Source organism: Pseudomonas sp. UBT, assembly GCF_050915955.1.
GTDB classification, from domain to species: domain Bacteria; phylum Pseudomonadota; class Gammaproteobacteria; order Pseudomonadales; family Pseudomonadaceae; genus Aquipseudomonas; species Aquipseudomonas antarctica_A.
In genome coordinates this window covers 2,323,012-2,336,174 of the sequence record NZ_CP168079.1, presented here as the reverse complement: position 1 = coordinate 2,336,174, position 13,163 = coordinate 2,323,012, and the positions used below count along the sequence as shown (strand labels likewise).

The following is a 13,163-nucleotide window of genomic DNA, read 5'->3' as shown; positions in this document are numbered from 1 at the left end:
GGAGAGGCATGCCATAGATAAACGGGAACCGTGAAAATCAAAAAAATATCAAGCCATAGTGAAAGACTGGATAGCGCTTGCACGCAAATAAGCTTACTTGACGTTTTCATTATGCCGATCTGAATTTAGAAAAAGTTTGTCTTCAAATACGAATCCGTCGAGCTCATGTTCACTGGCAAATCGATACAGGTCGCTCAACCTATTTATAAACCCGCGCCCGTTAAAATTTAGGGAGGTGTTACAAAGTACGCCGATTCCTGACACATCACGATAGGCGCTTAGCAACTGATGCATACGAAGATTCTGCGATTTATTGATTGATTGAGGACGCGCTGAGTTATCAATATGCGTCACCGCAGGAATGCGGGCTGAAATAACTTTGCGGAATTCCAGCATGAAAGGTGAGGAGTTAGACGGGCAGAAGTATTCGGCCATACATTCTTCTAAACATATCGGAGCAATAGGTCGAAACCCTTCGCGCTTCTTAATTTTATTCAACCTAATGAGATTTTCTCTAGGGTAGGGCGCCGCTAATATAGAGCGATTTCCCAGGGCTCTAGGACCCATTTCATATCTGCCGTGCACCCAACCTAATATGCAGCCTTCATGAAGCAATCTCGCTACACGTCGAATATCATAAGGCTCGCCAATGAAGATACCTGTGTTATCTGTGTCAGTGTGCGAGGGCTCACCTGCATAGGGTGACCACGTTATCTTGGCAAGTCCCTTAGTATGCAATAATGCATCAATCGCAGTTCCAATTGCACATCCACTGTCGTTTGTACACGGAGGAATAAACACATCAGAGAATAGTTTTGTATCCTTCCATTTGGAGTTCCAGTCACAATTCAATCCGCATCCGCCAACAATTAATAAAGGGGCATCATCAAAAACTATTTGCTGTGCAAAATTACGAAACAGATTAAAAATTGCGTTTGAAAGGTGATGTGCAAGTGATGCAAGTCGAGGGTCATTAAGTCCAATATTGTAATATATGCTGTTTTGGAATTGGTGCTTATGATACTTCCTAAAGTCCGTGTTTTTGTCGATCAGTGTCGCTATTATCTGCCTGGCGTCCTCATCAATATCACTATTTTCTCCATAAGCAGCCAGTGCCATGAGTTTGCCCGCATCACTTAAGCGAATTTGTCCTGCTCCAAGATTAAAAGTAGGATCTGCGAGCGCGTATAAAAAAGCAAATCTGTCACCAGGGTTTTCAAGTACAACGCCTAAGTTGGTAATATTCACGTTTTCATCGATTCGATAGAATGCGCCGAAATAGCCCTCCCAGAGTAACGCGTAGCAAGGCTGTCCCTGTGGAAAAGGTGAAAGCCCGTATCCACATAAAAGGTGAGAGCGCTCATGGGAGGATGAAAAATAAGTAATATCCTGACCAAACATTGAGCGTGTTTGGCTGATGATCTTATTCAATCCAGAATAACCTGCACCAATGGCATCACCTTCTGAGTTCAATCCTCTACTCCACCCACTCTGAGCCACTATGTCTACGGGTTTGCTGACCATTTGAAAAATTTTCAACAGTGCGTCAGGCGTCACGCTTGAAAAACGAAGGCCATTATCCTTTTCTGCTTCTATAGAAAACGCTAAGTGATCACCAACAATTAGGGCTACCGCCCCGTCATGTCCATCTTTAAGACCAAGAATTACAGAGTCATCATTTTTTACATTAATCATGCTCAGCCCCCTCGTCAGATTCCGTCTAGTAGCTCTCTAACTTCTGTGGTGTACGAACTGCCCGTACCATGTCCCGCACCCACCAAAAAAATGACTTGTTCCGAGGGAAGGTTGACCTCTAAGAGTTCATTTATTTCTTTGTCATGAAAGTAGCCGGTCAACCAAGGATGTAAGCCAAGCGCGGTGATTAATAAATTCGCAGTTTGTGATAAATGTCCGACGTCCAGCAGCATTGGGCGATAGGCACGAGAGTGGGGGTATTTCCACCAAAGCTTGTCAAAACGAGAGGTAAAAAAAATAGCGAATGCTAAATTATTTGCCCAGTGCTGGCCGCATAAATAAGTAGATATTACTTCGGACGGAAGGTCACGTACCTTCTCCAGAATATGCTGTTCGCTTATATAATGATAAATGCCAGGTGCAAGATCCTCGACATTTCGCACCCATACATAACCCTCCGTCGCCTGTAAGCCTCCAGCTGAAGGCGACGTTCTTCTGAAACCGAATTTTTGAGCGCCAAGTGGAGCGTCGTAATCGGTCTCCTTTTTATCGGCTAGCGTTCCATACAGTATGGTCGCCAGTGATAATATTGGTACCGAAGTATCAAAAAACTCTCGACAAGTATGGCGCGACAGAAGAGTCTCCCAAAGGCTTGCTTCTTTAATCGCTGAGATATTTGGAGGTGGCAGTAATGTTTTTTTGCCTCCTTTTATTAAAGAAATATTTGGTTCGTTATTATGAATTGACTTGCAAAAATCTAAGTAGCTTTTAGCATATTCGATGTACATATCAGGCTTGTCTGGGGTTGGCGAATTCGGGTGAGATGTCCCAATATGGAATATTTTTGATAGCACGTCCCAGCCCCATTCATCGGTTGGTTTCACTTCAGACAGTACCCCGCAGGAGTCTATGGATATGTCATCGGTTGTATCCGATACGAAATCGCCTGCGGAAAAACTCACTAGCCGCTCAAACTCTCTCGTGCTTATTTGATATTGGACGTGATTTCTATAGTCCCACAAGTAAGCCGCACCATCTTTAAGCACAAAAAATATATCTATTGAGAGCCACTTTTTTTTCGCAGTACACATAGCCGCCTGACCACCCATTAGTGAGGTTCATTTTAGTGGCTGCCTGAGCCGAAGCCCAGGCGGTACATCATTATTTCATTGCTAGTTTTCTACTATCAGAAGCTTCGACAGCGCTACCCCCATAGTTGGAGATGAATTTATAGCGGGGTACAGTCACCGTCTTAATTGAGAAGTGAGGGGTCTGGTACGCGTCGTTTGACTGATTGTTAAGCGTCGGCTCTATAATTACACGTTTCATATATAGCTCCTCAGGATTATGCATTCGCAGATGTGCGATGCACTCAAACCGTATGAGGGCCTATTATGATTGTCAATTTCATTTTCTTGAATTGTATTGTTTTTCAGTTGGATTTTAGTGTGTTTTTTGTAGGAGCTTATCGGATTGTTCTGATTGGTATTTCCTACATTTCGCTCCACCGTCGACTTCTAAAAATACTGATTAATACACAAGACTGTAATATCCAGTTGCATATACGCCAAAGTTCAGTTGTCGTTGTGGCACGCATATTTTTCTTCGCGGATGCTCAATTTAGAGAGTTTAGTTGGAGACACCCAGTGCGGCGCATGGAAGGTCTACGTTGATATTGACCTGCATCTGGGGTTTACCCTTGCGGCTGTGAACGCCATGCGTACTGTGTATTACGCGTTATGAAGCGTTCTGTACTGAGGATGATTCTTCAAAAATCCGGCCGATCTTTCAGGGAACGATGTACCAGCATTCTTCAAAATGTGAGCAGAACGCCAGGGTAAACTAAGCCTCAAGCGTTAAGAAAAGCCCGCAGCGATGCGGACTTTTTTTGTCGCTGTGTCCACATCAACTTGCCCGCGAATGCTTGTGCCAGAGCTTCTCTTTAGCGAAGGAGCATCGTAATCTCAGGGTATGCCCGTCATTCTCAAGTTGTTGACCGCTGCGCTTTTTACTTGCCTGAGCCTCACCGCCTACGGCGAGAAACTACGCATTGTCACTGAGCCCTGGGCGCCTTATGTCTACGACGAAAACGGCAGCATGCGCGGCCTGGACTATGAAACCACGGTGACCGTGTTCCAGCGCCTGGGTGTCGATGTGGAGTGGCAATTCCTGCCCTGGAAACGCTGCCTGGCCATGCTCGACCAGGGCCATGCCGACGGTGCGCTGGATATTTTCCACAGCCATGACCGCGACGCCCAGCTGCTTTACCCCAGTGAGCCGCTGTCGGAAGTCGAGTTCGCGCTGTTCTACGCCAATGCGCGACCACACCCCGCCGAAAACATCGATGACCTGCAGGGGCTGACCGTCGGCATTTCGCCGGGCTACCTCTATGGCGACGCCTTCAGCGAATCCACCCTGTTCAACCGCGAGCCGGCCGCCAGCCACGAGGCCAACTTCGGTAAGCTGTCATTGGGACGTATCGACCTGGTCATCACGGATCGCCGGGTGGGCCAGCATGTGATCAAGGCCATGGGCCTGGAAGGCAAAGTCAGCCAGGCGCCCTTCGTGGTCAGCCGCCAGCAGCAATTTCTCGCCGTACGCCGTGGCGCGGGCATGGACCTGCTGGTGCAACGCTTTGCGGCCGAGCTCAAGCGCTTCAAGCAAGAACCGGCCTACGCAGCCTTGAGCGCCAAATATGGCGGAATCCAAGCCATTACGGCCTCCGAACACACCGTTGAGCAGCAGGAAAGCAGCGCGCAGTGATTGCTCTGTTATACTCCGGCCTTTCCGCCAGGCTCACGCCCGGCCGCTGAGGTCTTGAAAAAGGCACCTAACCCCGCTACTGCGCAGCTTTCAGCCCGCGCGAGCCGGTGGAGTGCCCGCCAGACGCAGCAGGACCGGACGGGGTTGCGCTCCCCTAAGCGCCATTCACGCCCGGCAAGATTATCCCTTTGGGCCAAGCCCTAACTAAAACAGGATTACTCATGTCCTTTGCTTCCCTCGGTCTCTCCGAGGCTTTAGTCCGCGCCATCGAGGCAGCGGGCTATACCGAGCCTACTCCGGTGCAACAGCGGGCCATTCCCGCCGTGTTGCAAGGTCGCGACCTGATGGTTGCGGCTCAGACAGGTACTGGTAAAACCGGTGGTTTCGCCCTCCCGATTCTGGAGCGGTTGTTCCCCAACGGTCACCCGGACAAATCCCAGCGTCACGGCCCGCGCCAACCGCGCGTACTGGTCCTGACCCCTACCCGCGAACTCGCCGCCCAAGTGCACGACAGCTTCAAGCTGTATGCCCGCGACTTGAAGTTCGTCAGCGCCTGCATCTTCGGCGGCGTCGGCATGAACCCACAGGTTCAGGCCATGTCCCGCGGTGTTGACGTGCTGGTCGCCTGCCCGGGTCGTTTGCTCGACCTGTGCGGCCAAGGCAGCGTTGATTTGTCCCACGTGGAAATCCTCGTGCTGGACGAAGCCGACCGCATGCTCGACATGGGCTTTGTCCATGACGTGAAAAAGGTCCTCGCCCGCCTACCGGCCAAACGTCAGAACCTGCTGTTCTCGGCAACGTTCTCCAACGACATCACCGCCTTGGCCGGCAAGCTGCTGCACAACCCGGAGCGCATCGAAGTCACGCCGCCGAACACCACGGTCGAGCGTATCGAGCAACGCGTATTCCGCCTGGCCGCCAGCCACAAGCGTTCCCTGCTGGCGCACCTGATCACCGCCGGCGCCTGGGAACAAGTGCTGGTGTTCACCCGTACCAAGCACGGCGCCAACCGCCTGGCCGAGTACCTGGACAAGCACGGCCTCACCGCTGTCGCCATCCACGGTAACAAGAGCCAGAACGCGCGCACCAAAGCCCTGGCCGACTTCAAGGCCGGTGAAGTGCGCATCCTGGTCGCTACCGACATCGCCGCACGCGGCCTGGATATCGACCAACTGCCACACGTGGTCAACTTCGAGCTGCCGAACGTCGACGAAGACTACGTGCACCGTATCGGCCGTACCGGCCGTGCCGGTCGCTCGGGTGAAGCCATTTCCCTGGTCGCACCGGACGAAGAAAAACTGCTGAAAAGCATCGAACGCATGACCAAGCAGAAAATCGCCGACGGCGACCTGATGGGCTTCGATTCCAGCACCGTGGAGGCCGAGAAGCCTGAAGCGCGTGAGCGTCCGGACGTGCGTAACCCACGCAACCCACGCGGTCCGAAGGGCGATGGCCCGAACGGCGGCGGTGGTGGCGGTGGTCGTCGCGACAAGGGCAAAGACAAGGGCGGCAAAGAAAAAGCGCCTACCAACGGCCGTGGCGAACGCCCAGCCCGCGAGCAGAAGCCACGTGAAGGCACCCCGGCCCGCGAACAGCGCCAGCCGAGCCAACCACCACGCGCCACAGCTGATCGTGCCCCGGACGAATTCCTCGACGATGACGTGGATAACTTCGGTAACCGCGTTGACTACGTGCCTCAGGCCAAACCGGCTCAAGGCCGTGGCCGCCGTCCGGGTGCTCCGGCACCGGCTGCAGGTGCAGGCGCAGGCGCTCCACGTGGCGGCCAGCCACAGGGCGGGCGTCAGAACGGTCCACGCAACAGCAGCGGCGGCACCACTGGCACCCCACCTGCCAAGCGCAGTGGCCCGCGTAATGGCGCGCCGCGTGACGGTCAAGCCCGTCGCGAAGACTCGCGCAGCAGCAACAACCGCCGCCCGGCCCGTGACGATCAGCCACGCGCGTCCGAACCTGCCGTGCAGAACCCGCGCGGTGGCCCGGCGCCGAAAATCATCCACAAGGAGTCGAAAGCTGATCGCTTCCCGACACCCGAGCAGTTGGATCAACTGCCAGGCCGTCCTCGTGGTGAAAAACCAGCGCTGCTGACCCGCAACCGCTGAGTGTTCGACGGTAAATAAAAACGCCCCGACTGTTCGGGGCGTTTTTGTATCTGGCGGTCAGCGCATTAATCCGTCACTTCACCGGCCTTGTGAAACAGCTTGGCGAAGATCATCCAGCGGCCATCCACTTTCATCAGATTCAAGTAGTCGACCATCACGTTATTGAACAGGCGCAAGCGTACTTTAACGATGGCCATTTCTGCCGACATCACATCAATCATCAGCACTTCGTCAAGTTGCGGAAAACCGCCTTCCCGGGGCGACTTACGGCCCTGAACCATCGCCCTGTACTCATCAAAAGGCCGAACCACCACGGCCGAATTTTGCGCGCTATACAACACGCAGCCTCGATGAAACACTTGATCGAACGCATTCAAGTCCTGGGTTTGCAACACATTAAAGTAGTCTTTCAGAAACGCTTGGATTTCATTAATCATGCCTAACAACTCCCGATTTTTCTGCACGGCGTTATTTAAATAAATAACTTGTCGCCATTATCGGTAGCTCACTCATTTCACGTATAGCGGCTATTATTGGGCTTTCCCGTGAAAGGAATTCACCTATTGAAGCTCCCTCCACTCGCCGCGTTGCGTGCCTTCGAAGCGGTCGCCCGGCTGGGCAAGGTGAACCTGGCGGCCATTGAGCTGCACGTCACCCACAGCGCCGTCAGCCACCAGATTCGTTCACTGGAAGAGTATTTGGACATCGCTTTGGTGGCGCGCAGCGGGCGTTCCCTGGTGCTGACGGATGAAGGCCGTGTTTATGCCTACCAGATCAGGCAGGCGCTGGGCGAAATAGCCGGGGTCACCGATAAGCTTCTGGCAAAAAACAAGCACCCGCTACTGACCCTGTCGGTGCTGCCCTCCTACGCCATGCATTGGTTACTGCCACGGTTGCACGATTTCATGAGCGCCCATCCCGGTCTGCGCCTGAAACTGGAATCGTCCATGGAGTTCGCCAGCTTCGAGCAGGGCCTGATCGATTGCGCCATCCGCTTCGGCCACGGCCAATGGCCCGATATGCATTGCGAAACGCTGATGACCGACTCATTGCTGGTGGTCGCCGCGCGCGACTTCAACCACGGCGTACTGCCCGATACACCGCAAGCCATCCTGGAGCAGCCACTGCTGCACGCCAGTGAAAGCTGGCCGACCTGGCTGGGTGCCGCAGGCGTGGAGGGGCAACGCCCTCATGCTGCGCTGGAATTCACCGACTCAACTTTGTTGCTCGAAGCGGTCAGGCTCGGGCATGGCGTCGCATTGACCCGACGTTCGATTGCCCATTCACTGATTCAACGCGGGGATCTGGTCAAGCTCACCGATATTGAACCGGCGCATTCTTCACGCTATTACCTGGTCTGGCCGATGGGGACCAAACGTTCGGCGCAACTGATAGCCCTGCACACGTGGCTCAACGACCAGGTCGCGACGTATCAAGACAGCCTGTAACCCACGCACAGCAAAACGCCGACCCGGAGGTCGGCGCTTTGTATTTAAAACAGCGAAATAATTACTTCGCTTTCACACCTTCAAACGTCACGTACAGCTCAACAGTGTTGGACGCAGGGCCCAGGTCCATCTGCTTACCGAAGTCCTGGCGGTTGAAGCTGGTGGTGCCTTCAAAGCCGGCACGGTAGCCGCCCCATGGATCTTTGCCTTCACCCAGGAAGGTGGCCTTGACGACGATCGGCTTGGTCACGCCGTGGAAAGTCAGGTCGCCGGTCACGTCGGCAGTGACTTGGCCTGCAGCATTTTTACCGGTGGTTTTAACACTGGTGGAGACGAACTTGGCATCGGCAAACTTGCCAACGTCCAGGAAGTCTTTGCTGGAGATGTGCTTGTCACGTTCGGCGTGGTTGGTGAACACGCTGGCAGTACGTACGTTGAACTCGATCTTGCTGTCTTCAGGCTTGGCAGCGTCGAAGCTGAACTTGCCGTCCAGGTCCTTGAAAGTACCGGTGATGAAGCTATAGCCCAAGTGGCTGATCTTGAAGTCAACGAAGGCGTGCTGGCCTTCTTTGTCGACAACATAATCAGCGGCCATCACCGAACCTGCGGACATCAGAGCAGAACCGATTGCCAGAGCGGCGAGCGTCTTTTTCAACATGCTTTCTATTCCTTGTGAGTCGAGGTTGAACATCAGGCTTTGCGCCCCAGCATTCGCGTCAGGGTCGCATCACGATCGATAAAATGGTGTTTAAACGCAGCCACGCCGTGCAAGCCGGCGAAGACCACCAACACCCAGGCGAGGTACAGATGCACCACACCGGCGGTGTCTGCCTGGTCCGGTAGCCCGGAAACCACGGCAGGAATCTCAAACAGGCCAAACACCGGGATACCGACACCGTCTGCGGTGGAAATCAGGTAACCGGCAATCATCACGGCAAACAGCCCGAGATAAAGGAAAGCATGGCCAAACGCAGCCCCGATACGGGTCAAGCGGCTGTAGCTGGCCAGTGGAGGCGGCGGCGGACTGATCAGGCGCCAGACAATGCGCACCAGCATGATGGCGAACAGCGTAATGCCAATGCTCTTGTGCAGGTCAGGCGCGTCTTTGCGCCAGGTGCTGTAATAGTCGAGACCGACCATCCACAGGCCCAGGGCGAACAAACCGAACACCACCAGGGCCACGCCCCAGTGCAAAACAATGCTGACCCAGCCATAGCGGGCCGGTGAGTTACGTAGTTGCATGTCCCAAATCCCGTAAGAGCTGTGCCCAAGACTAGCGATTTACCTATCGAATTAAAGCGGAAAATTTCGCTTTGAAATATCGAGAAATACGATCAAGAGGTTATGCACAGTACGTTAACAATGGATTAAGGACTATTCCTAAGAAACGTGACAGTCCGTCCCGCGTTTACTGCCAATTCATCCGTAATGGGTTGTGACACCGTCTGGCATTGCATAGGCTTGCGCGATTGTTTCGCCTGCGCCGGCCGCAGGTCCGCTTCGAGGAGATAGACGATGGGCTTGAATAACCAGTGGATGCAACGCGACCTCGCGGTGCTGTGGCATCCCTGCACCCAGATGAAAGACCACCAGCAACTGCCGCTGATCCCGATCAAGCGCGGTGAAGGCGTCTGGCTGGAAGACTTCGAAGGCAAGCGCTACCTCGACGCCGTCAGCTCCTGGTGGGTCAATGTGTTCGGTCACGCCAACCCACGCATCAACCAGCGCATCAAGGACCAGGTGGACCAACTGGAACACGTGATCCTCGCCGGTTTCAGCCACCAGCCGGTGATTGAGCTGTCCGAGCGCCTGGTGGCGATGACGCCCGACGGCCTGACCCGCTGCTTTTATGCCGATAACGGCTCGTCGTGCATCGAAGTCGCGCTGAAGATGAGCTTTCATTACTGGCTCAACCGCGGCCTGCCAAACAAAAAGCGCTTCGTCACCCTGACCAACAGCTACCACGGCGAAACCATCGCTGCGATGTCGGTCGGCGACGTGCCGCTGTTTACCGAAACCTACAAGGCGCTGCTGCTGGACACGCTCAAAGTGCCGAGCCCGGATTGCTACCTGCGCCCCGAAGGCATGAGTTGGGAGGAACACTCGCGCACGATGTTCCTGGCCATGGAACAGACCCTGGCCGAGCACCACGACACGGTCGCCGCCGTGATCGTCGAGCCGCTGATCCAGGGTGCCGGCGGCATGCGCATGTACCACCCGGTGTACCTCCAGCTGTTGCGCGAAGCCTGCGACCGCTACGGCGTGCACTTGATCCACGACGAAATCGCCGTCGGCTTCGGCCGTACCGGCAGCATGTTCGCCTGTGAACAGGCCGGCATCCGCCCGGACTTCCTGTGCCTGTCCAAGGCCCTCACCGGCGGCTACCTGCCGCTGGCGGCCGTGGTCACCACCGACGACGTCTACGACGCTTTCTACGACGACTACCCGACGCTGCGCGCCTTCCTGCACTCCCACAGCTACACCGGCAACCCGCTGGCGTGCGCGGCGGCCCTGGCGACGCTGGATATTTTCGAAGAAGACAACGTCATCGAAAACAACAAGGCCCTGGCCCAGCGCATGGCCACGGCCACCGCGCACCTGGTCGACCACCCGCATGTGTCGGAAGTGCGCCAGACCGGCATGGTGCTGGCCATCGAGATGGTCCAGGACAAAGCCACCAAAACCGCCTACCCGTGGCAGGAGCGCCGTGGGTTGAAAGTGTTCGAACACGCCCTGGAACGCGGTGCTCTATTGCGGCCGCTGGGCAGCGTGGTGTATTTCCTGCCGCCGTACGTGATTACGCCGGAGCAAATCGACTTTTTGGCTGAAGTGGCCAGTGAAGGCATCGATATTGCGACCAACAGTAAAGTCAGCGTGGCAGTGCCAAAGGACTTCCACCCAGGCTTCCGAGATCCAGGTTGATTGAATTCACTCAACTGATCGGGTGTCAGGGCTACCGTCATCGCGGGCAAGCCCGGCGCCCACAGGTTTTGTATTTTTCCAGAGAACAGAAATGAGACTGTCCCGCTTTTTTACCGACACCCCGCTGAGCCTCGGCGAGCACGAATTGCCCGAAGCCCAGGCGCACTACATCAGCCGCGTGTTGCGCATGGGCGATGGTGATGCCGTGCAACTCTTCGACGGCTCCGGCTATGAGTTTCTGGGCTCTTTGCTGGAGGTCGGTAAAAAACGCGTCACCGTGCAACTCACGGAACGCTTCGCGGGCCAGACCGAGTCCCCGCTGCACATCCACCTCGGCCAGGGCCTGTCCCGGGGCGAGCGCATGGATTGGGCGATTCAGAAAGCCACCGAACTGGGGGTGAATGAAATCACGCCGATTTTCAGCGACCGCTGCGAAGTACGACTCAAGGACGAGCGTGCCGACAAACGCCTGCTGCACTGGCGCCAAGTGGCGATCAGCGCCTGCGAGCAATGCGGGCGGTCGACGGTGCCGGTGATTCACCCACCGCTGCTGCTGGCGGACTGGTTAAAGCAGGCCGAGGCGGAGTTGAAACTGGTGCTGCACCCGGTGGCCGAGCCGATGATCAGCCATGCCAGGCCTGCCAGCCTGGCCTTCCTGATCGGGCCTGAAGGTGGGTTGACCGACGCAGAAGTCGAAGCCGCCCAAAGCGCCGGCTACCACGCCGCCCGCCTCGGCCCGCGCGTGCTGCGCACCGAGACCGCGCCCGTGGTGGCACTGGCCGTGGCCCAGCAATTATGGGGCGACTTCTAACCCAGCCCTGCAAACCCAATTCAACTGTGGGAGCGGGCTTGCTCGCGAATGCGGTGGATCAGTTAGCCTATTTATCAACTGACACACTGCCTTCGCGAGCAAGCCCGCTCCCACAGTTGGATAGGGTTATCACTCCACGGGATCACTGACCGGCTTGGCAATAATCGCCTTCAACTCGGCTGTCATCGGAAACTCCAGGTTCAAGCCCTTGGGTGGAATCGGCTGTTCAAACCAGCGCTGGTAAATCCCGTTGATTTCCCCCGAGCGGTACAGGTCGCCGAGTGTTTCGTTGACCACTGCGAGAAACTGCGGGTCGTCCTTGCGCACCATGCAGCTGTAGATTTCCCGCGATTGCTCCTTACCCACCACCGCCCAGTGGTGCGGGTCCTTGGCCTTGGCACGCTCGCCGTAGAGCAGCGCGTCATCCATGTAGAACGCCACCGCACGGCCGGTTTCGAGCATCTTGAACGCTTCACCGTGGTCCTTGGCGCTGATCACAAACATGTTGGCTTTGTGTTCGGCGTTGTAGCTCTTTAAAAAACGCTCGTTGGTGGTGCCCGCAGTCGTGACCACGTTCTTGCCCTTGAGGTCATCGAAGCCTTGGATGCCGCTGTCCTTGGCGGTCAGCAACTGGCCTTTCACATAGATAAACCCGTAGGAAAACGCCACCTGCTTCTGCCGCTCGGCGGTGACGCCGGTGGAGCCGCATTCCAGGTCCACGGTGCCGTTCTGCACCAGCGGTATACGGGTTTGGGAGGTCACCAGGTTGTACTTCACATTGAGGTTCGCCACGCCGGTTTTCTGCTGGATGCGCTCAACGATCTTGTTCGCCAACTCCACCGAATAGCCCATGGGCTTGCCGCTGTTATCGCCCACGTAGGAAAACGGCACCGACGCATCGCGATAACCCAACGTGATGGACTTGGCACTGGCGATCTTGCTCAACGTGCCGTCCAGCGGCGCGTCATTCGCCTGAACCTGAGCGCCAAACAAAAGCCCCAGGGTGCAGCCGGTCAACAGGATTTTTTTCATTGTTATTCTCCGTTGGTCTTGCGGTTATTTACGTACAGCAATCACGCTGACTTCCACCAGCACAGTCGGGCGCGCCAGTTCCGCCTGCACGGTCGTGCGCGTCGGCGCCATGCCCGGTGACAGCCACGCCGCCCACACTTGATTCATCGGTGCAAAACCGGCGCCGATGTCTTTCAGGTAAATCGTTGCGTTGAGCAGGTGGTCCTTGTCGCTGCCCGCCTGCGCCAGTAATGCATCGATCCTGGCCAACACCTCGCGGGTTTGCGTGGCTACCTCCTGGCCTTCACCCGGCACCTGGCCCGAAAGGAACACCAAGTCCTTGAAGGTGACGGCACCCGAGAGGCGTTCGTTGCTGTTGATTCGGTTGATGGTCAT

12 protein-coding genes are annotated in these 13,163 nt (G+C 55.6%); 5 read left to right on the top strand and 7 right to left on the bottom strand.

Features of this window, described 5'->3' with window-relative positions:
* Positions 1-93: 93 nt before the first annotated feature.
* Both ACDZ94_RS10710 and ACDZ94_RS10705 read right to left on the bottom strand, forming a co-directional pair.
* Positions 94-1,695, bottom strand: a complete 1,602-nt coding sequence (locus tag ACDZ94_RS10710; RefSeq protein WP_432751437.1) for a carbamoyltransferase C-terminal domain-containing protein — start codon at positions 1,693-1,695, stop codon at positions 94-96.
* A gap of 14 nt (positions 1,696-1,709) precedes the next feature.
* Positions 1,710-2,804, bottom strand: coding sequence for a SagB family peptide dehydrogenase (locus tag ACDZ94_RS10705; RefSeq protein ID WP_432751436.1), 1,095 nt, complete (start codon positions 2,802-2,804; stop codon positions 1,710-1,712).
* Between the two features lie 862 nt (positions 2,805-3,666).
* Between ACDZ94_RS10705 and ACDZ94_RS10700 the strand changes: the two genes are divergently transcribed.
* On the top strand, positions 3,667-4,458 hold the full coding sequence (locus ACDZ94_RS10700; protein ID WP_432751435.1) for a substrate-binding periplasmic protein: 792 nt from the start codon (positions 3,667-3,669) through the stop codon (positions 4,456-4,458).
* 221 nt (positions 4,459-4,679) lie between these two features.
* Entirely contained in the window at positions 4,680-6,575 is a 1,896-nt protein-coding gene (locus ACDZ94_RS10695) for a DEAD/DEAH box helicase (RefSeq protein ID WP_262666448.1), read from the top strand.
* Positions 6,576-6,640: 65 nt separating this feature from the next.
* Here the strand turns inward: ACDZ94_RS10695 and ACDZ94_RS10690 are convergent, their stop codons facing one another.
* Positions 6,641-7,012, bottom strand: a complete 372-nt coding sequence (locus ACDZ94_RS10690) for a nuclear transport factor 2 family protein (protein ID WP_064454511.1) — start codon at positions 7,010-7,012, stop codon at positions 6,641-6,643.
* Positions 7,013-7,138: 126 nt separating this feature from the next.
* On the opposite strand from ACDZ94_RS10690, the gene ACDZ94_RS10685 reads away from it, so the two are divergent.
* Positions 7,139-8,023 (top strand): LysR substrate-binding domain-containing protein, encoded by an 885-nt coding sequence (locus ACDZ94_RS10685; protein WP_064454512.1) that lies wholly within the window; start codon positions 7,139-7,141, stop codon positions 8,021-8,023.
* 61 nt (positions 8,024-8,084) lie between these two features.
* On the opposite strand, the gene ACDZ94_RS10680 is transcribed toward ACDZ94_RS10685, so the two are convergent.
* On the bottom strand, positions 8,085-8,681 hold the full coding sequence (locus tag ACDZ94_RS10680; protein WP_064454513.1) for a YceI family protein: 597 nt from the start codon (positions 8,679-8,681) through the stop codon (positions 8,085-8,087).
* 32 nt (positions 8,682-8,713) lie between these two features.
* A complete protein-coding gene (locus ACDZ94_RS10675) occupies positions 8,714-9,265 on the bottom strand; it encodes a cytochrome b (RefSeq protein WP_064454514.1) in 552 nt (183 codons plus the stop codon).
* Positions 9,266-9,538: 273 nt separating this feature from the next.
* Between ACDZ94_RS10675 and ACDZ94_RS10670 the strand changes: the two genes are divergently transcribed.
* Positions 9,539-10,945: an adenosylmethionine--8-amino-7-oxononanoate transaminase gene (locus ACDZ94_RS10670; protein WP_259763343.1), complete on the top strand. Its 1,407-nt coding sequence runs from the start codon at positions 9,539-9,541 to the stop codon at positions 10,943-10,945.
* A gap of 91 nt (positions 10,946-11,036) precedes the next feature.
* A complete protein-coding gene (locus ACDZ94_RS10665; RefSeq protein ID WP_432751434.1) occupies positions 11,037-11,756 on the top strand; it encodes a 16S rRNA (uracil(1498)-N(3))-methyltransferase in 720 nt (239 codons plus the stop codon).
* Positions 11,757-11,885: 129 nt separating this feature from the next.
* Here the strand turns inward: ACDZ94_RS10665 and ACDZ94_RS10660 are convergent, their stop codons facing one another.
* Complete coding sequence (locus ACDZ94_RS10660; protein WP_064454517.1) at positions 11,886-12,788, bottom strand: transporter substrate-binding domain-containing protein; 903 nt, start codon at positions 12,786-12,788, stop codon at positions 11,886-11,888.
* 24 nt (positions 12,789-12,812) lie between these two features.
* On the bottom strand, positions 12,813-13,163 hold the full coding sequence (locus ACDZ94_RS10655; protein ID WP_432751433.1) for a RidA family protein: 351 nt from the start codon (positions 13,161-13,163) through the stop codon (positions 12,813-12,815).